The following is an 18,603-nucleotide window of genomic DNA, read 5'->3' as shown; positions in this document are numbered from 1 at the left end:
ATTCCTCATTCCTTCTCGGTTTCTCAGTCCAGCTTGAGCAGCGGGATCTTGTTGATGATGTTCATCGCGGTCCGGGACCTGTCGCCGGAGGCGACCGAGCTGGAGTCCACCCGCGCTCCGTGGGACGCGATGATGCCGTTGTTGATGATCGTCTGCTGACGCTGGATCAGCTCGCCCACGTCGATGCCACGCGCTTCGGCGAATTCGACGAGTGCGTCCAGAACCCGCTTCTCGACCGTCTTCAGGACCATGCCGCTGTCGGCCTTCTGGAAATGACGTTGGTGGCGGGTGGCCGCGGCCTGCCGGCGGACGCTCTGCCGCGCCCCGTAGTCGAAGCTGCGCAGCCTGGTGATCAGCTTCCTCTGGCGGCGCAACCGCCGCGACATCCCGTAGTCGGGGGCGAATCCCGCGATCGCGCGCACGGGCGAGGCCAGCAGAATGAAGACGGTGCTGACCGCCGTCTCCGAGACCAGCTTGGCGAGTTCGCCCAGGGGCGGGCGGGGCATCAGGGTGTCGATGACCCGGTAGCGGTCGAGCAGGGGGAACAACACCGTCGGGACGGCTTCCACGAAGAGATTGGAGTCGGACCGCACAAAGCGCAGGAAGAGCGAGGTGACCAACTCACCGCCCCAGCCGGTGGAGTGCACCGCCAGATAGGGGCGGGCGCCTTCCTCGGGCGTCCGCTTCAGCGCGTCCAGCTGATCGAAGGGAATCCGCGGGACGGGCCGCCCGAGCGGTTCGGGCAGGAAGCGGGTGTCCCCCAGGAGGGTCGCGCCGTCGGCGAAGAGCCGCTCCTCGATCTCCAGACAGGGCAGTGCCAGGGTGCTGACGCGCTCGGCGATATGGGCGTAGAGCTCCGTCACATCGAATTCCTGCGGCTCTCCCCCCGGCCGGCTCGATGTGGTGACATCGAAGGTCAGGGACCACGAGTCGAGTTCGGCCCCGTAGCCGATGAACGGTGAATAGCCGCTGTAGGTGGTGACGTTCCCGTCGGCGTACTCGCCGATCTGGCGCAGGCGCGTCGCGATGTCGTTGTTGAGCGGCGGCGGCGCGGCCACCGGATCGAACCGGTCCGGACGGAGGCTTTGCAGGTGGCGACCGTATTTCGTCGAGAGCTCGAAGGAGAGCACCGTCACCCAGGAGAGGAAGAGCACCAGCAGGGTGATCCCCCCGTCGCCGACCCAGAACGTGAAGACGAAGGCCAGCAGGAGCAGGACGGTGAGCACGAGATCCCGGCCGTGACGGCGCGCGTTGGCCAGATAGGCGTGCCGGAGCACCACGGGGATGTCGCACGCCGGGGCCGCCGCCACCCCCAGATGGGGTTCGGCGGCGACCTGTTTGATCAGTGATCCGGCGTAGGCGCGGTCCAGATAGGCGGCCGCACACAGATACCTGGTCAGATCCCGGCCGTTACCCCATCGCGGCACGGTGGTGCGGCGGTCGGCGGCCCGGCCGGACGCCGTCGGCGCAGGTGGAAGAGGGCCGGAAGGCTGCTGCGGCAGCGTCGCGGTCGCCTCGGTGGCCTCCATGGCCGCACCGCATGTGCCGCAGTACGCGGTCCCCGGAACCGCTTCCCGGCCACATCCGGGGCATGTCGTCGTATGCGTCATTCTTCCCCCCACGCATGAGCCGAGCTCACGTCCAACAAGTGCACCACAAGAGCAATCTGAGAAAATGTCGGAGTCACTCTTTGAGGCTGGACCGTTACAGATCCGGAACGGGGGTGGCCGCCGCGTGCGCGCCCGCTCGGCCGAGGGGGACGGTGCGCCGGAGCGGCAGCGCACGCCACGGGGCGCTCAGGCCGATGTGCCGCCCCGGTGGAGGCGGTCCAGGGCGGCCAGTTCGCCGTCGGAGAGGCGCAGCGCGCCGGCGGCCACATTGGCGAGCAGGTGATCCGGGTTGCCGGTACCGGGAATGGCCAGCACATGCGGCCCGCGGTGCAGCGTCCACGCCAGCCGCACCTGCGCCGCGCTCGCCTCGTGCGCCCGCGCGACGGCGCGCACCTCGTCGTGGTCCTCACCACTCGCGCCCGCCTCCCGCCCGGCACCGGCAATCGCATAGAACGGCACGAACGCGACCCCCTGCGCACCGCAGCTCCGCAGGAACGCGTCGTCCTCGGGCCGCGCGCCGATGCCGTACGGGTTCTGTACGCAGACCACCGGCGCGATCTCCTGGGCCTCGGCGAGGTGTGCGGGGGTGACATTGGAGAGGCCCAGATGGCGGATGAGCCCGGCCTCGCGCAGTTCGGCCAGTGCGCCGAAGCGCTCGGCGAGGGAATCGGTGCCGGCGATGCGCAGGTTGACCACATCCAGGTGATCACGGCCGAGCTGGCGCAGGTTCTCCTCCACCTGGCCGCGCAGCTGCTCCGGCGTGGCATGCGGCAGCCATGCCCCCGACGGGTCGCGGCCCGGCCCGACCTTGGTGGTGATGACGAGGTCATCCGGATAGGGGGCCAGCGCACGGTTGATCAGCTCGTTGGCGGACCGCAGTGGCGAGAAGTAGAACGCGGCGGTGTCGATGTGGTTCACACCGAGCTCAACTGCGCGGCGCAGTACGCGGATTGCCCGGCCGCGGTCGCTCGAAGCGGCGTCCGCCCGGAGCGCCTCGCCGTGCTGCGTCAGGCGCATCGCGCCGAAACCCATCCGGTTGATCTCCAGGTCGCCGAGCTTCCAGGTACCCGATGCCGCCGCGGTAATCGTCTGTGAGGTCATGCTCGGGAGGATCTTCCCCGCAGTAGGCTGAAGGCCATTGATTCAGGTATGGGTGAATCCTCGGGGTGGCCGTGCAGGGGGAGCTGGCGTTCTCGGTGAGCGATCTGGCGCAGATGCGGTTCGCCGTGTCGCCGATGTGGGAGGCCGGGACCAGCTTCCGGCTGCTGCGCTCCGGCTCCGCGCACCCCGTGCACCGGCGCTGGGCCGAGCAGGTACGGCCACGGGTGGCGGCCGCCGGCCTGGACCGGGGCTGGCTCGCCGAGCTGGTCCCGCCCTCGGGCTACGTTCCCGACTTCCTCAACCCGGCACCGGCCGGGTCGGCCCCCACCTTGCCGGAGGAGCTGGACCGGATCCTGGCCGCGCCTGTCAGCCGGATACGCCAGGACCTGGACTGGCTGAGGCGGGAACAGGGCTCCCTCGGTCCCCGGGCACGGAGCCTGTACGCCGAGCCGAAGGCCCGGCTCGTCCGGGTCGTGGAAGAGATCGCGTCCTACTGGGAGTTGGCGCTCGCCCCCTACTGGGCGCGGATCCGGGCCGTGCTCGACGCCGATGTCTTCCACCGGTCCCGGCAGGTGGCCGAGCTGGGCACGGGCAGTCTCTTCAACGCGCTGCACCCCTCGGTGAGCTGGGACGACAACACGCTCCGTCTGGGCCGCCGGCCGCAGACCCTGTCCCGGAAGACGGCGGGTGCAGGGCTGGTGCTGATTCCCTCGGCCTTCACCGGACCCGGTCTGCTCACCCGGGTGACGCTGCCGGAACCACCCCAACTCGCCTATCCGGCCCGCGGAGTCGGCGCACTGTGGGAACCCCGCCCCGTCGCCGGGACCGACGCCCTCGCCGCCGTGCTCGGCCGTTCGCGGACCCGGCTGCTGACCGAACTGGAAACCCCGGCCTCCACCACCGAACTGGCCCACCGCACCGGGCTCTCCCCGGCCGGGGTCTCCCAGCACCTCACCGCGCTGCGCGCCGCGGGCCTGGTCAGCGCCCACCGAGCCGGCCGCTCCGTGTTGTACGCCCGCACCTGGGCCGCGGAATCCCTCCTCGCGGCGGCCTGTCCTTAGGGTCCGGCCTCGCGGTCGGGCCTCGCGGTCCGGCCTGGCCTGCTGGAGGGGCCCCGTCGCCGAGACCGGGAGATCGGGAGGACGGGAGACCGGGAGGACGGGAGGACGGGAGGACGGGAGACCGGGAGGACGGGAAGAGGGGAGACCAGGAGGCCTGGAGACCGGCCCCTCACCCTGACGCCACATGACGTCCCCTCGAAGCGAGAATTCAGTGGCGATCGTGGGCCTTCACGGACGAACATGCCACGCATGAGTGACCAACCCGCGCGATGGACCAAGGCAACCGTCTACCCCGACATGTGGGCCGACCCGGACGACGACCCCCGCAGCGAAGGACCTGGTCCGGACGGCGAGCTTGCGACGCTGCAGGACTTTCTGACGAACTACCGCAGGACCCTGCGGATGAAGTGCGACGGCCTGGACGCGGAGCAACTGGCCCGTCGGTCGGTGCCACCGTCGACGATGTCGCTGCTCGGCCTGGTCCGGCACCTCGCCGAGACGGAACGGGACTGGCGCAACTGGATCACCGACGGTGACCCGCTGCCGAAGCTGTACGGCGAGAAGGACGCGGACTTTCACCGGGCGGTCGCCGAGCAGACCATGGTCGATGCGGCGTACTCCGATCTGGAGCGCGAACAGGCCGCGACCGACGCCGCACTGGCCGAGCACCCGGACCTGGGCGAGCGTGTGGGGAAGGAAGGGATCGCCGTACGGGAGCTGATGGTGCACCGGGTCGAGGAGTATGCCCGGCACTGCGGGCACGCCGACCTGTTGCGCGAGTGCGTCGACGGAAGGGTGGGCCAGTAGCGAGGGCCATGGGGTGACCGTGGACTTGATCGCCGCACTGTGATGCGTCGGACAGCCCTTAGCGTTTCTGCGCCCGGTACCGCTTGAGGAGTGCGGTGATCTTCTCGTGGTTCGCCTTGCCGTTCAGTTCACTGAGGAGGTCGTCGGGGCAGAGTTCGTAATGGTCGCCCCACCAGCGACGCCCTCTGTTGTCCCAGATCCGGTAGCCGCCCGGTACTCCTCTGGCCACGTACCGCCGTCTGCTCACGAGGTGCCCTGCCTCGTGCTTCTCCGTCGACGTGCCTGCACGCTTCCTCCCCGGTCCCGAGTACCCCGCACGGCAGCGCGGGGTGCTGGGAGCAGCTTTGGGTGCCGCGGCACGAGCGGGCAACCGCTTTTCTGCCGGGCCGCTCGGCCGAAGGCGCACGCCGGTGACCACCACGTGGCTGGCGATCCGTCAGGAGGCACGGGCAGCGGGTTCCCAGATGGCCCAGGACTAAGCTCCGGACACATGCACACAGTTGCCATACTGGCTCTTGAGGACGTGGCGGCCTTCGATCTGACCATCCCGTGCCAGGTGTTCGGCATGGCGCACGACCCGGACGGCTGCCCTGCCTACGAGGTGCGGGTGTGTGCGGGGCGGACGGTCACCGCGACCGCCGGCCGGCAGCCGTCCTTCCGGATCTCCTCGCCGTACGGACTGGACGCCGCCCGCGACGCGGACACGGTGATCGTGCCCGGTGTCCGCCCGGACCGGGCGCCGTCGCCGCGAGCCGTGCGGCTGATACGCGAGGTGGCCGACCGGGGCGGACGCGTGGCGTCGATCTGTACCGGGGCGTTCGTGCTCGCGAAGGCCGGTCTGCTCGACGGGCACCGGGCGACCACGCACTGGATGTTCGCCGGCCAACTGGCGCAGCGCTTCCCGGACGTGGAGGTGGACCCCTCCGTCCTGTTCGTCGACAACGGTCGGATCCTGACCTCCGCGGGCGTCGTCGCGGGGCTCGATCTGTGCCTGCACATGGTGCGCCGGGACCTGGGGGCGGCCGCGGCGGCCCGTACCGCCCGCTTGATCGTCATGGCGCCGCAGCGAGCCGGCGGCCAGGCGCAGTTCATCGACCACCGCGACCCCCTCAGCAACACCGACCACCTCGGGCCGGTCCTGGAGTGGATGCAGGAGAACCTCCACAAACCGCTGACCGTCGCCGACATCGCCCGCCGGGCCGCGATGAGCAGCCGCAGCCTGTCCCGGCGGTTTCGCGCGCAGACGGGGACCACGCCGCTGCAGTGGCTGCTCCAGCGGCGTCTGCAGCGGGCGAGAGAGCTGCTGGAGACGACCGATCTCACCATGGAGCGGGTCGCCCGCGCGGCGGGGTTCGGGTCGACCGAAACGCTCCGGCACCACTTCTCCCGGCATGTCGGCACCACCCCCACCTCCTACCGCGCGACGTTCCAGGGCTGAGGGCGACGGTGTGGGCCCGGACGCGGCCCCGGCTTCCGGGTGGCGGGTGGCGGGGGAGCCCGCCCCGATGCCGCCGGCACCTGGCCGGATCTTACGGACCATGGGCAGTCGTGCCACTGTTCCACGGCCTTCGGCGTGGACAGACTTGGCGGCACATCGCGTCGTCAAGCACTTTCTGGAGTACGACATGCACAGACGGAATCTTCTTCGCTCCGGCGTGGTCGCCACGGCCGGCCTCGGTCTCGGAGCGGTCACGACCGCGCCGGCGTCACCCGCCGAACCACGTCGTGGACCGCTGCGGGTGCACACGGTGCTCTACGACGGCGTGGAGGAGCAGGACTTCGCCGGACCGGTGGAGGTCTTCGGCATCATCGAGCCACACCGGCTCAAGCAGACGTTCGTCACCGCCGGCGGACCGGGGACGGTGACCACGTCGTCCGGTATGGAGATCGTGATCCGGGCACCGTGGTCGCCGCGCTCAGCCGACGTGATCATCGTGCCCGGAGGCGGCTACGGGGAGGGGTCGGGGGTGAGCGAGCAGATCCGCCTCGGCACCCTGCCCAAGGCGCTGGCCGCGGCTCGCCGGCCCGGTCTGACCCTGGCGGGGGTGTGCACCGGGACGATGCTGCTCTCCGCCGCCGGCCTCACCGGGGGACGGCCCTGCACCACGCACCACATCGCCAAGAAGGAGCTGGCGGAAGCGGGCGGGAAGGTGGTCGCCGGCCGGGTGGTCGACGATGGCGATCTGGTTACCTGTGGGGGAGTCACCTCCGGTATCGACCTTGCCCTGTGGCTCGTCGAGCGCCACTACGGACCGCACTCCGCCCTCCTCGCCGAAGAGGTGCTGGAGTACGAACGCCGCGGCACCGTGTGGCGAGCGGCGTAGGCCGCAGGCCAGTTGAGCGGGGACGGCGCTAAATGGGGCCCTACGAGCGGCATCCGCTGGGTAGTCTCGCGCGGGAACGGCGCCGGACGGGGGCGAGATGACCCGGCCGGAGAGCCGCACCGGACCAGCCCCCCGACCAGCGACCGACCGAAGCGGTGGTATCCATGGCAGATCATGACCTGACGGGTTTTGACCGCGGCACCTTCACCCACGAAGGCACCACCCGCCGGATTCTGCGGCGTGGCACGGGGCCCGCCGTGATCGTGCTGGCGGAAATACCGGGGATCACGCCCAAGGTGCTGGAGTTCGCGGAACGTGTGGCGGCCATCGGCTGCACCGCCGTACTCCCGGTGCTCTTCGGTACGCCCGGCCGGGATGCCGATCCCGCGCACATCGGCCGGCTGAAGGCCGGACTCTATATGGCCTCGTCCATCGGAAAGGTGTGCGTGAGCCGGGAATTCACTGTGCTGGCCACCGGGAAGTCCTCGCCCGTGGTGACCTGGCTGCGGGCTCTGGCCGCGCACGAGCACCAGCGCTGCGGCGGTCCCGGCGTCGGGGCCGTCGGCATGTGTCTCACCGGGGGCTTCGCCCTGGCCATGGCCACCGACGAGCGCCTTCTCGCCCCCGTCCTGTCCCAGCCGTCCCTGCCGCTGGCCCTCACCAAGAGCCGGGGCGGCACCACCGATATCTCCGCCGAGGAACTCGCCACCGTCCGGGGGCGCTGTGAGCGCGAGGGGCTTCGGGTCATGGGGCTGCGGTTCCGCGGGGACCGGCTCGTACCGGGCGACCGGTTCGCCTTTCTGCGCCGCGAACTCGGCGAGGCGTTCACCGCCGTCGAACTGGACGACTCCGCCGCGCGTCCCGACGCGGTGCAGTCGCCGCACTCCGTACTGACCGAGCACCTCATCGACGCACCGGGCCAGCCGACCCGCGCGGCGCTGGACGAGGTGCTCGACCTCTTCCGTACGCGCTTGCTCGAACAGGGCCCGCTCGCGGACACGGAGGGCGTGGGGGCAGGTGCGTGACGCGAGCGGAACGCTCACGGGCGGCCACGCGGAACGGGAGGCACGAGGCGGCCGCGGCCTCCACCGGCGGGCCTTCGGGGACCGGCGCGGTCAGCTGTGTCCGGCCTCCGGGAACGGAGGGTCCTCCTGGCCGGAGAGGAAGGCGCTGACCAGGCGGCCGGCCTGGGGGCGGCATTCCTGGAAGTAGGCGTGGCGTGCGCCGGTGAAGAGGTGCATCCGGGCCCGGGGGATACGGGCGGCGAGCAGCGGGGCGTTGGCCGCGGGCGTGAGCCGGTCCTGATCGCCGTGCAGCACCAGGGTGGGGGCCCCGATCCGGGGGAGCGCGTCCCAGGCGTCGTGCTCGTTGCCGGCCACCAGATGGCCCCGGCGGGCGTGCGGGGGCATCCCGGGGTCGCCGAGCGTCGTGTACGGGCCGGGATGGTCCGCCAGCCAGGCAGGGGAGTACATCAGGTCGAGGAGGGCCTGCCGCGACGCCGCCGGATCGGCCTGGGCCAGGGCGCGCCGTACCGAGGCGTCCCGCTCCTGCGCCTGCGGGCCGCCGGGTGAGGTGCACCCCAGGACGAGGCGGCCGACCCGGTCCGGGTGGCGGGCGGCGAGCCATTGGGCGACGCGGCCGCCCATGGAGGTCCCGTACACATCGGCCCGCTCGACACCCAGGTCGTCCAGGACCGCGATCACATCGTCGGCGAACAGCCGGGTGGAGTACGGCCCGTCGGGTTTGCCGCTTGCTCCGGTGCCGCGGTAGTCCATGGTGACCGTGCTGTGTGTGGTGTGGAAGTCCTCGCGCACACCGTCCCACCAGTGGTGGTTGTTGGCCTGTCCGGCAAGGAGCACCAACGGGCGGCCGGAGCCGTGACGTTGACAGGCCAGGACGGTGCCGTCCTGGGCACGGGCCGAGGTGTGGAGCTGCTGAGTGTGGTCTGTCATGCCGTTCCTCGGGTTGTCCCGGACGAAGCGCCCAGTCGTTTGACGTCCACCGCTCGCTCCTGACCGTCCGTTCTCATCCGGCATGGCACCATCGGTGCTCGCTCTTTTCTTGCCCCTGCCATGCATGTTCATGATGTCACCGGCCGGGTGGCGCTCGCCCGGCGCCTGATCGCATGCTTCTCGCAGCAGCAGCCGGGCCGTCGCGCTCCCCTCAGCCCTTGGAGGTCACCTCATGACCGAGCTTCCGCTCTCCGGCATCACCGTCGTCAGCGTCGAGCAGGCCGTGGCGGCTCCCTTCGCCACCCGCCAACTGGCGGACCTCGGCGCCCGGGTGATCAAGGTGGAACGCCCTGACGGAGGCGACTTCGCCCGGCGGTACGACACCACGGTGCAGGGGCAGTCCAGCTACTTCGTATGGCTCAACCGGTCCAAGGAGTCCCTGACCCTGGACCTGAAGTCGTCGCGTGGCCGGGAGATCCTGGAGCAGCTGCTCGCCGGCGCCGATGTGTTCGTACAGAACCTGGCCCCGGGCGCGGCCGCACGGCTGGAGCTGGACGCGGCGTCTGTGGTGGGGCGGCACACCTCGCTGATTCCCTGCACCATCTCCGGTTACGGCACCTCCGGGCCCTGGGCGGACCGCAAGGCGTACGACCTGCTGATCCAGTGCCAGACCGGTCTGGTGTCCCTGACCGGAACCGCCGAGGAGTCCGCCCGTGCGGGGGTGTCGGTCGCCGATATCGCCGCCGGTATGTACGCCTACTCGGGCATCCTGACCAGCCTGTACACCCGGGCGGTCAGCGGCGTCGCACGCGCCGTGGAGGTCTCCCTCTTCGAGGCGCTGGCCGAATGGATGCACCAGCCCGCCTACTACACCCGGTTCGGCGGCACCCAGCCTCCGCGGCTCGGCACACAGCACGCGACCGTCGCACCGTACGGGGCCTACACCGCGGCCGACGGCCAGGAGGTGCTGTTCTCCATCCAGAACGAGCGCGAGTGGGCCGCCCTGTGCGAGCGGTTCCTGGAGCGCCCGGACCTGGTGGACGATCCGCGCTTCGCCACCGGCCCGGACCGGGTGGCACACCGGGACGCGCTGAACGCGATCGTGGCCGAGCGGTTCCGGCGGTCGGACAGCCGGGAGGTGACGAAGCTGCTGGACGCCGCGGGCATCGCCAACGCCGGGGTCAACAGCGTCGAGCAGTTCCTCGACCACCCGGTGCTCCGGGAGCGGGGCCGCTGGCGCGATGTAGGGATTCCCGGCGGGACCGTGCCGGCGCTCCTGCCGCCGGCCGACCTCGCCGGCACCGCCCCGCGCATGGACGCCGTCCCCGCCGTCGGCGAACACACCGAGCGGATCCTGGCCGAGCTGGGACACGGCACCGCCGAGATCGAAAGCCTCCGCGCCGACCACGTCATCTGACGAAGCCACCCCGCGGCCGCCGGCAAGGAGCAGCACAGCATGAGCACTCTCGACACCCTTTCCGAGGACGAGCGGGCCATCGTCGCTACGGTGCGCGGCTTCGTCGACAAGGACGTCCGGCCCGTGGCCCGGGAGCTCGAACACGCCGACACCTACCCCGCGGCCCTGATCGAGCAGATGAAGCGCCTCGGGATCTTCGGCCTGGCCGTCCCCGAGGAGTACGGAGGCACTCCGGTCTCCACACCCTGCTATGTGCTCCTCACCGAGGAACTCGCCCGCGGCTGGATGAGCCTGGCCGGTGCCATGGGCGGCCACACCGTGGTCGCGAAGCTGCTGCTGCACTTCGGCACCGGGGAACAGCAGGCCCGCTACCTCCCCCGGATGGCCACCGGCGAGATCCGGGCCACCATGGCCCTGACCGAACCCGGCGGCGGCTCCGACCTCCAGGCCCTGCGCACCGTCGCCCGCAGGGACCCGGACGGCTACGTGATCAACGGCTCGAAGACCTGGATCACCAACTCCCGGCGGTCCCGACTGATCGCCCTGCTGTGCAGGACCGACCCCGACGCCACCCCCAGGCACCGGGGCATCTCGATCCTCCTCGTCGAGCACGGGCCCGGTCTGACCGTCTCCCGCGACCTGCCCAAGCTCGGCTACAAGGGCGTCGAGAGCTGTGAACTCTCCTTCGACGACTACCGGGCGCCGGCCGGTGCCGTGCTCGGCGGCGTCACGGGCAAGGGGTTCGCCCAGATGATGAAGGGGCTGGAGACCGGCCGGATCCAGGTCGCCGCACGGGCCCTCGGCGTCGGCCGGGCGGCGCTGGAGGACGCACTCGCCTACGCCCAGGAGCGCGAGTCGTTCGGCAAGCCGATCTGGCGGCACCAGACGATCGGCAACTACCTGGCGGACATGGCCACTTCGCTCTCGGCGGCGCGCCAGCTCACGCTGCACGCCGCACGCGAGGCGGACGCCGGCCGGCGGGTGGACATGGAGGCCGGTATGGCGAAGCTGTTCGCCTCCGAGACCGCGATGCAGATCGCCCTCAACGCGGTGCGTATTCACGGCGGTTACGGATACTCGACTGAGTTCGATGTCGAGCGGTATTTCCGTGACGCGCCCCTGATGATCGTGGGCGAGGGCACCAACGAGATCCAGCGCAAGGTGATCGCCGGCCAGCTCGTCGAGCGGGGCGGTCTTGACGTGTGACGGCCTCCGGACGCGGCACCCGGTGGAATCAGGTGGGCGCCCTAAAGTAGCGGAATGGTCAAGTTCGCCGGACAAAACGGGCATTGGATTCGCCCGATGGCTGATTCTTCCGTCGCACAACTGATCGATCAATGTGTTCCGACCGTACGCGTGCCCTGGCTTTGGCCATACCTCCGGGATCAGGTGGTAGACCGTGTTGCAGCGTGATATCGAAGTGAAACTTCTGCGCACCTTCGTGGCTGTTGTCGATGAGAACGGTTTTGCTCGCGCCGCACAGACTCTGCGCGTGACGCAGCCGACGTGCGATGGCGACCGGACTCAGTGCCGTGCTCGCCGACAGGCTCGACCGGGGAGAACTGGAGGTGGCCTTGCTGCTGGGGACCGCATCCCCCCGTTGCGAGATGCTGGGGAGACTGCGCCTGGCGTGGTTCGGAGAGGTTTCGCTCGTTCCCGGGGACCGGTTTCCGGTGGCGCCTCACCTCTGTCCGCAGACCGTCGCGGACACCGCCGCCGGGACCGGCGCCCCGCCGTTCAGCTCTGCCGACGAGCGGTCCAACGTCTCGATGGGGGCCGGTGCCCGGACCCCGTCACCCGGCGTTCCGCGGATGCTGCCGGGCCGACCGCTCGTTGCCCCGCCGGTAGTTGCCCGTCCATCGGGCCATCACCAACTGGGCGTCGCCGGATGCCACTTCCCGCAGGAACCGCTCGGCCCGGCCGCCCCGCACCACCGCCGCCCGACGTCCGTGATGGCGCATCACCACGGATCCGTCGCCCAGCTCCTCATACGTGAACCCCTGCGCCTTCGACACCCGTCCACCCCCTGTCATGCCCGCTCTGGGCACCTCATCGTGGGGCCACCGCCGTCCTGCCGCGAGCGGTTTTCGCCGGGCGCACGTCGCCGGCCCGGTACGCGGGAGGTTCGGGGGGTGTCTTGCGGATCAGCCGGCGCGGGCTGATCCGCAAGGTAGCGGCCTAGCTTCCCGAGGGCGGCGGCCCCGTGCTGCCGCGGGGGACGAGTTCGGTCGGCAGGACTATGTGGCGCTGGTGGGCGCCGTCGGAGTCGTCGATCACCGAACGGGCCAGGCGTACGGCGGTGCGCCCCAGGTCGGCGGCGGGCTGGGCCAGCGTCGTCAGGCCCAGGACCCCGGCCATGACATGGTCGTCGAAGCCCATGACCGAAACCCGCCCGGGGACCGGGACATTGGCCTCCCGCAGCGCCGCCAGCAGGCGGAACGCCATATCGTCGGTCTCGGTGAACAGAGCGGTCGGCGGGTCCTGGAGGCTCAGCAGCCGGCCCACCGCCGCGCCCATCCCGCTGCCCTTCCAGCCCGGCACGCTCATGACGAGTGCCTCGTCGTGCTCCAGCCCCGCCTCGTCGAGGGCCCGCAGATGTCCGGCGAGCCGGTTCTTGCTGCTCCAGTGGAAGCCCGTCGCGTCGACCGTCTGCAGGAACGCGATCCGCCGGTGCCCGAGATTGATCAGATGGCGGGTGCCCCGCAGCGCGGCGTCCGCGTCGTCCACGTAGACGCTGGGGCGCCCCGGGGAGTGCTGGCTGACGAAGACGAGGGGCATCCCCAGGTCGTCCAGGCGGGCACGCTCGGCGGGGGAGAGCGAGAAGCTCACCACGAGCAGGGCGTCGGCATTGCGGCGGGCGGGCAACCGGTCGAAGAAATCGGCGCGTTCGCGCACATCGGCCACGCTGTAGACCAGCAGGTCGAGGCCCGCCTCGCGCAGCGCGGGCGCCATACCGGCCAGCGCCGCGCTCAGGAACCACGACTCCAGGTGCGGGAGGAGTACGGCGACCCGTCCGGTGCGGCCGGTCACGAGACTGGAGGCGCTGCGGGTGATCGCGAACGAGAGCTCGCGGGCCGCCGCCTCCACCCGGGCGCGTGTGGTGTCCGAGACCGTCGACAGTCCGCGCAGAGTGCGCGACACCGTGGATACCGAAACCCCCGCCCGATGGGCCACATCGGCCATCGTGGCCTCGCTCTGAGCTGAGGACATGCCGGGACGCTAGCACAAAAAGGCGATGACAGCGTTGCCAGCGGATTCGAAACGGAATCTGTTGTTCACGAACCGTTGACCTGATGACAAGGCCACTTCTAGCCTGCAAGCGCTGTCATCGATGGCAGCCAAGACGTGAGGAGCACTCATGGCCTTGAGCCGCAGAACCCTGCTCGCGGGCGGTCTCGCCGCCGGAGCCGGGCTCACCAGCGGTTGCGCGGGCAAGCCCTTGGACACCCTGCTGACCCAGGCTGCCCACGTCCCGCGTACCCCGGCCACCCTCGTCTGGTGGGTGTCCGAAATCCCCTCCCGGAACGGTCCGGTGGTGGCCGACCTGATCATCCGCGCGTTCGAGCGCCGCCATCCGCACCTCCGTGTCCGGAAATCGAACGCCCTCAGCACCACCGACGGCAACCGCGCCGCGGTCACCACTCAGCTCGCGGGGGCCTCACCCACCCCCGACGTCTACCTGGGCGACACCACCTGGCCGGCCCAGTTCGGCGCCAACTCCCTTGCCCTGCCGGTGCAGACGCTGCTGCCCAAGGACTTCTGGGGGGACTATCCGGCGGCCCTGCGACGGGTCAGCGAGTACCGCGGAGCCGTGTACGCGCTGCCCTTCTACACCGACAACTCCTTCCTCTTCTATCGCAAGGACCTGCTGGCCAAGCACGGCCTGCCGGTTCCCCGCACCTGGGAGGAGCTGCTGCGCACGGCGCGCAGGATCCAGCGGGCCGGGGACGCCGCCTACGGCTTTCTCTGGCAGGCCTCCGTATCGGAGTCGCTGACCTGCAATGTCGCCGAGTTCCTGGCCGATGCCGAGGCCCCCGTACTGGACGACGCGGGCCGGGTGGCGCTGAACGGGCCGGGCGCGGAGCGGGCCTTTGCGCTGATGCGGGAGTTCACCGAGACCGGCGTCACGCCCCGTACGGTCACCACCTACGCGGAAGCGGACTCCCAGGACGCCTTCACCGGCGGCCGCGGCGTCTTTCTGCGCAACTGGTCCTACGCCTGGGGCAATGCGGCCAACCGCTCGGTCTCCAAGGTGGCCGGCCGGGTCGGGGTCGTCCCCCGCCCCGGCTTCGACGGCGACGGTCCGCGCGGGGTGAGCTGCGCCGGCGGCTGGAGCAATTTCGTCAATCCCAACTCCCATCACCTCGGGGCCGCGGTCGCCTTCGCCCGCTTCTGCGCCGGAGAGGAGGCGCAGATGATCCTGCTGAAGCACGCCGGGGTGATTCCGGCACTCGAAGGGGTGCTCACCCGGCCGGAGGCCCGCCGGGTCGGTGATCCGACCCTCACCCGGGCCCATGAACTGCGGCTGGTCGCCCGGCCGGTGCAGACCCCGTACTACCCCCAGGTCAGCAAGGCGCTCTACACCCAGGCCAACGCCGTCACCGGCGGCCGGGCCACGCCCGCCCAGGCCGTGCGCGCGGCCCGCGCCGACATCCGGACCGCGCTGGAAGGCAGAGCACTGTGAATGCCATGACCTCCTCCGCGACCGTCTCGCGGGGCCCGGCCCCGCAGCCGGCCGGACCGCCGGCCGGACCCGGACCGAGCGGCGGCGGCCCGGCCCGGATGAGCCGGCGCCGACGGGCGCGCACCGGCTGGTTCTTCGCCTCGCCGGCGCTGATCGTCATCGCCGCCGTGACCGTCTTCCCGGTGTTCTTCTCGGTGCTGCTCAGCTTCGCCGATGTCCGCCTGGAATACGGCGGGTTCCGTCTGCTGTCCCTGACGGGCGACCATTACGCCGCCGTACTGAGCAGCCCGGAATGGCGCTATGCGCTCGTCTTCACCTTCGGCTTCACCGCCGTCACCGTCCTGCTGGAGCTGGTGCTGGGCACCGCTGTGGCGCTCGTACTGGAACGGCTGGGGGCCGCCCGCGGCTGGGTGCTGGCGGTGCTGCTGCTGCCCTGGGCCCTGATCAATGTTGTCGCCGCCCAGTTGTGGGGCTATCTCTTCAACGGCACCTACGGCGGGCTGACCTGGCTCTTCGAGCAGATCCTCGGCCGGCAGCCGGACATTCTCGGGCAGCCCGCCTCCGCCATGGGCGCCATGGTGGTGGTCGATGTATGGAAGACCACACCCTTTGTCGCGATTGTCGTCCTCGCCGGGCTGATGCTGATTCCCGGCGATGTCTACGAGGCGGCAGAGATCGACGGCGCCGGCGCCTGGACGACGTTCTGGAAGGTGACCCTGCCGCAGCTGCGGCCGATCATGGCCATCGCCGTCCTCTTCCGCATCCTGCAGGCCTTCGGCATCTTCGACCTGCCGTTCGTGCTGACCCAGGGCGGACCGGGCACCGCCACCGAATCCCTGGCGATGCTCGGCTACAAAACGCTCTTCCAGAACCTCGACATCGGCCGGGGCGCCGCGGTGGCCACCACCACCGCCGTCATCGTGATCAGTTGCTGTCTGCTCTTCCTGCGGGTCTTCAAGACGCAGGCCGACGAAGGAGGGCGGGCATGAACCGCCGTACACCGTCCTCCGGCTTCCGCCGGTACCTCAACGCCGTCAACCTCGGTGGTCTGGCGATCGTCGTGCTGTCGGCACTGCCGCTGTACTGGATGATCGCGTCGTCCTTCAAGGGACCGGGCGAGATCAGCGCCGCCCCGCCCAGCCTGGTACCGGAAGCGGCCACGTTCGGCAACTACGCGGAGGCCTTCGTCCGCAACGGCATCGGCCGCTATCTGCTCAACAGCGTGCTGGTGGCCTCCGTTTCCACGGCCGCCGTGCTCGGGCTGTCCTTCTTCGCGGGGTACGCCCTGGCCCGCACCCCGCTGCGCGGCCGCGGCGCCATCATGACCACGCTGCTGATGCTGTCCGTCTTCCCGCCGATCGCGCTGGTCGTTCCGCTGTTCCTGCTGGAGCGCCAACTGGGGCTGCTCAACAGCTATGCGGGCCTGATCGTGCCCTATGTCGCGCTCAACCTGCCGTTCGCCATCTGGATCATGCGCAACTACCTGGTCGGTATCCCCCGTGAGCTGGAGGAGGCGGCCACCGTCGACGGCGCCGGCCCGCTGCGCACCGTCCTGACCGTCATCGCGCCGCTGGCCCGGCCGGGACTGTTCACCGCGGGCATCTTCACCTTCACCGCGACCTGGGCGGAGTTCCTCCTGGCGCTGACCTTCAACAGCGAGGACGGCCACCGCACCGTTCCGGTCGGCATCGCCCTGTTCACCAGCCAGTACACGGTCCCCTACGGGACGCTCTTCGCGGGGGCCGTGGCCGCCACCGTACCGATCGGCGTCCTGGTCATGATCTTCCGCCGCTCGATCGTCTCGGGCATGACCTCCGGGGCGGTGAAGGGATGACCCCGGCCCCCGTGCCGGCCGGCCCCGTAGCAGGCCCCGCCGCACCCGACCCGACCCGGCGCCGCACCGCGCCGTACCCCTCCCCCAGCTACCGCTGGGAGGTGTCCCCCTGCGACCGCTCCCGCCCCGAAAGGCCTCCACGTGACCGCACAGCACCTCGACCCCGCCCGCGACACCACCGACTGGTGGCGGCAGGCCGTCGTCTACCAGGTGTACCCGCGCAGCTTCGCCGACTCCGACGGCGACGGCATCGGTGACCTCCCCGGCGTGACCTCCCGGCTGCCCTACCTCGCGAGCCTGGGCGTGGACGCCGTCTGGCTGAGCCCTTTCTACCCCTCCGAGCTGGCCGACGGCGGCTACGACGTCGCCGACTACCGCGATGTCGACCCGCGGCTGGGCACCCTCGACGACTTCGACGCCATGGTCGCCGAGGCACACCGCCTGGGCCTCAAGGTGATGGTGGACATCGTGCCCAACCACTCCTCCCACCAGCACGTGTGGTTCCAGGAGGCGCTGCGCGCCGGGCCCGGATCCGCCGCCCGCGAGCGCTATGTCTTCCGCGAGGGCAAGGGCGAGCACGGTGAACTGCCGCCCACCGACTGGATCTCCTGCTTCGGCGGCCCCGCCTGGACCCGGCTGCCCGACGGCTGGTGGTACCTCCACCTCTTCGCCCCCGAGCAGCCCGACTTCAACTGGGACAACCCCGAGGTCCGCGCGGACTTCCGCACCACCCTGCGCTTCTGGTCCGACCGCGGCGTCGACGGCTTCCGGGTCGATGTGGCACACGGTCTGGCGAAGGACCTGGCCGCGCCGCTCCGCGACATCGGCACCGTCGAGGGCTACACGCCCGGCGACCTGCCCGAGGACGGCAGCCACCCCTTCTGGGACCGCGACGAGGTCCATGACATCTTCCGGGAGTGGCGCAAGGTCTTCAACGAGTACGACCCGCCCCGGGTCGCCGTCGCCGAGGCCTGGGTGCGCAACTCCCGCCGTACCGCCTACGCCACCCCGCAGGAGCTCGGCCAGGCCTTCAACTTCGACTTCCTCAAGGCCTCCCTGGACGCGGCGGAGCTGCGCGCCTCCATCGACACCGCGCTCGCCGACGCACGGGCGGCCGGGGCGACCGCGACCTGGGTGCTCTCCAACCACGATGTGATCCGGCACGCCTCCCGGTACGGCCTCCCGGACGGCCGCGACGAAGAGGCCTGGCTGCTCTCCGACGGCCAAGAGCCCGCCCTGGACCGGGAGTTCGGCCTGCGCCGGGCCCTGGCCGCGACCCTGCTGATGCTGGCGCTGCCCGGCTCGGCCTATGTGTACCAGGGCGAGGAACTGGGCCTGCCCGAAGTGGCCGACCTCTCCCGCGACAGCCTGCAGGACCCGGTGTGGACCCGGAGCGGCGGTGCGCTGAAGGGACGGGACGGCTGCCGGGTGCCGCTGCCCTGGCGGCGCGAGGGCAGTTCGTACGGATTCGGCAGCGGCGGCTCCTGGCTGCCGCAGCCCCCGGGCTGGGGCGCGCTGTCCGTCGAGGCACAGCAGGGCGAGGCGTCCACGCCCCTGGAGCTCTACCGCACCGCGCTGGCCACCCGCCGCCGGCTGGTGGACGACGAGGCACTGGAATGGGCCGACGACACCTCGGCGACCGACCGGGGCACCCTGCACTTCCGCCGCTCGGGCGGCTGGGAGTGCGTCGCCAACCTGACGGACGAGCCCCGGCCGCTGCCGGCCGGTGAGCTGCTGCTGAGCTCCGCGCCGGTCACCGGCGACCAGCTGCCGCCGTGGACGACGGTCTGGCTGCACACCACGCGCTGACCGT

17 protein-coding genes and 1 pseudogene are annotated in these 18,603 nt (G+C 70.8%); 12 read left to right on the top strand and 6 right to left on the bottom strand.

Annotation, left to right across the window (positions count from 1 at the left end):
- Nucleotides 1-23 precede the first annotated feature (23 nt).
- Together SLV14N_RS09015 and SLV14N_RS09010 are read right to left on the bottom strand one after the other, a co-directional pair.
- Complete coding sequence (locus SLV14N_RS09015; protein WP_263268961.1) at nucleotides 24-1,529, bottom strand: zinc ribbon domain-containing protein; 1,506 nt, start codon at nucleotides 1,527-1,529, stop codon at nucleotides 24-26.
- A gap of 267 nt (nucleotides 1,530-1,796) precedes the next feature.
- Entirely contained in the window at nucleotides 1,797-2,711 is a 915-nt protein-coding gene (locus SLV14N_RS09010; protein ID WP_263268960.1) for an oxidoreductase, read from the bottom strand.
- A gap of 71 nt (nucleotides 2,712-2,782) precedes the next feature.
- Between SLV14N_RS09010 and SLV14N_RS09005 the strand changes: the two genes are divergently transcribed.
- Both SLV14N_RS09005 and SLV14N_RS09000 read left to right on the top strand, forming a co-directional pair.
- Nucleotides 2,783-3,772: a winged helix-turn-helix domain-containing protein gene (locus tag SLV14N_RS09005; RefSeq protein WP_263273083.1), complete on the top strand. Its 990-nt coding sequence runs from the start codon at nucleotides 2,783-2,785 to the stop codon at nucleotides 3,770-3,772.
- Between the two features lie 240 nt (nucleotides 3,773-4,012).
- Nucleotides 4,013-4,579 carry a DinB family protein gene (locus tag SLV14N_RS09000; protein ID WP_208680475.1) on the top strand — a complete coding sequence of 189 codons (567 nt, stop codon included), beginning with the start codon at nucleotides 4,013-4,015 and terminating at the stop codon, nucleotides 4,577-4,579.
- A gap of 58 nt (nucleotides 4,580-4,637) precedes the next feature.
- Here the strand turns inward: SLV14N_RS09000 and SLV14N_RS08995 are convergent, their stop codons facing one another.
- Nucleotides 4,638-4,826 (bottom strand): hypothetical protein, encoded by a 189-nt coding sequence (locus tag SLV14N_RS08995; protein WP_208680474.1) that lies wholly within the window; start codon nucleotides 4,824-4,826, stop codon nucleotides 4,638-4,640.
- Between the two features lie 243 nt (nucleotides 4,827-5,069).
- On the opposite strand from SLV14N_RS08995, the gene SLV14N_RS08990 reads away from it, so the two are divergent.
- From SLV14N_RS08990 to SLV14N_RS08980, 3 genes are all read left to right on the top strand, one after another.
- Nucleotides 5,070-6,017: a GlxA family transcriptional regulator gene (locus SLV14N_RS08990; protein WP_208680473.1), complete on the top strand. Its 948-nt coding sequence runs from the start codon at nucleotides 5,070-5,072 to the stop codon at nucleotides 6,015-6,017.
- Nucleotides 6,018-6,204: 187 nt separating this feature from the next.
- Entirely contained in the window at nucleotides 6,205-6,903 is a 699-nt protein-coding gene (locus SLV14N_RS08985; protein WP_263268959.1) for a DJ-1/PfpI family protein, read from the top strand.
- A gap of 164 nt (nucleotides 6,904-7,067) precedes the next feature.
- Complete coding sequence (locus tag SLV14N_RS08980) at nucleotides 7,068-7,928, top strand: dienelactone hydrolase family protein (protein ID WP_208680471.1); 861 nt, start codon at nucleotides 7,068-7,070, stop codon at nucleotides 7,926-7,928.
- A 90-nt stretch (nucleotides 7,929-8,018) separates the two neighbouring features.
- On the opposite strand, the gene SLV14N_RS08975 is transcribed toward SLV14N_RS08980, so the two are convergent.
- The gene (locus tag SLV14N_RS08975; protein WP_263268957.1) at nucleotides 8,019-8,855 is read right to left on the bottom strand and encodes an alpha/beta fold hydrolase; all 837 of its coding nucleotides are present in this window, start codon (nucleotides 8,853-8,855) and stop codon (nucleotides 8,019-8,021) included.
- A 232-nt stretch (nucleotides 8,856-9,087) separates the two neighbouring features.
- On the opposite strand from SLV14N_RS08975, the gene SLV14N_RS08970 reads away from it, so the two are divergent.
- From SLV14N_RS08970 to SLV14N_RS38975, 3 genes and pseudogenes are all read left to right on the top strand, one after another.
- Complete coding sequence (locus SLV14N_RS08970) at nucleotides 9,088-10,272, top strand: CaiB/BaiF CoA-transferase family protein (RefSeq protein ID WP_263268956.1); 1,185 nt, start codon at nucleotides 9,088-9,090, stop codon at nucleotides 10,270-10,272.
- A gap of 39 nt (nucleotides 10,273-10,311) precedes the next feature.
- The gene (locus tag SLV14N_RS08965; protein WP_263268954.1) at nucleotides 10,312-11,478 is read left to right on the top strand and encodes an acyl-CoA dehydrogenase family protein; all 1,167 of its coding nucleotides are present in this window, start codon (nucleotides 10,312-10,314) and stop codon (nucleotides 11,476-11,478) included.
- 193 nt (nucleotides 11,479-11,671) lie between these two features.
- Nucleotides 11,672-11,767: pseudogene (locus tag SLV14N_RS38975) on the top strand (hypothetical protein); the annotation flags it as partial.
- Nucleotides 11,768-12,065: 298 nt separating this feature from the next.
- Here SLV14N_RS38975 and SLV14N_RS08960 read toward each other — a convergent pair.
- Together SLV14N_RS08960 and SLV14N_RS08955 are read right to left on the bottom strand one after the other, a co-directional pair.
- The gene (locus tag SLV14N_RS08960) at nucleotides 12,066-12,287 is read right to left on the bottom strand and encodes a hypothetical protein (RefSeq protein WP_263273081.1); all 222 of its coding nucleotides are present in this window, start codon (nucleotides 12,285-12,287) and stop codon (nucleotides 12,066-12,068) included.
- 163 nt (nucleotides 12,288-12,450) lie between these two features.
- Nucleotides 12,451-13,482 (bottom strand): LacI family DNA-binding transcriptional regulator, encoded by a 1,032-nt coding sequence (locus SLV14N_RS08955; protein ID WP_263268953.1) that lies wholly within the window; start codon nucleotides 13,480-13,482, stop codon nucleotides 12,451-12,453.
- A gap of 148 nt (nucleotides 13,483-13,630) precedes the next feature.
- Here SLV14N_RS08955 and SLV14N_RS08950 point away from each other — a divergent pair, with 148 nt between their 5' ends.
- From SLV14N_RS08950 to SLV14N_RS08935, 4 genes are all read left to right on the top strand, one after another.
- Nucleotides 13,631-14,956: an extracellular solute-binding protein gene (locus tag SLV14N_RS08950; protein WP_109893585.1), complete on the top strand. Its 1,326-nt coding sequence runs from the start codon at nucleotides 13,631-13,633 to the stop codon at nucleotides 14,954-14,956.
- Nucleotides 14,957-14,961: 5 nt separating this feature from the next.
- Nucleotides 14,962-15,945, top strand: coding sequence for a carbohydrate ABC transporter permease (locus tag SLV14N_RS08945; RefSeq protein ID WP_263268951.1), 984 nt, complete (start codon nucleotides 14,962-14,964; stop codon nucleotides 15,943-15,945).
- The gene (locus tag SLV14N_RS08940; RefSeq protein WP_208680467.1) at nucleotides 15,942-16,790 is read left to right on the top strand and encodes a carbohydrate ABC transporter permease; all 849 of its coding nucleotides are present in this window, start codon (nucleotides 15,942-15,944) and stop codon (nucleotides 16,788-16,790) included. The genes SLV14N_RS08945 and SLV14N_RS08940 overlap by 4 nt, the downstream gene beginning before the upstream one ends.
- Nucleotides 16,791-16,931: 141 nt before the next feature.
- Nucleotides 16,932-18,599 (top strand): glycoside hydrolase family 13 protein, encoded by a 1,668-nt coding sequence (locus tag SLV14N_RS08935; protein ID WP_263268949.1) that lies wholly within the window; start codon nucleotides 16,932-16,934, stop codon nucleotides 18,597-18,599.
- Nucleotides 18,600-18,603: the final 4 nt, after the last annotated feature.

Source organism: Streptomyces sp. Je 1-4 4N24 (genome assembly GCF_026239515.1).
Taxonomy (GTDB): Bacteria; Actinomycetota; Actinomycetes; order Streptomycetales; family Streptomycetaceae; genus Streptomyces; species Streptomyces nigrescens.
The sequence above is the reverse complement of the archived record's forward strand: the minus strand, read 5'-3'. Positions and strand labels throughout refer to the sequence as shown.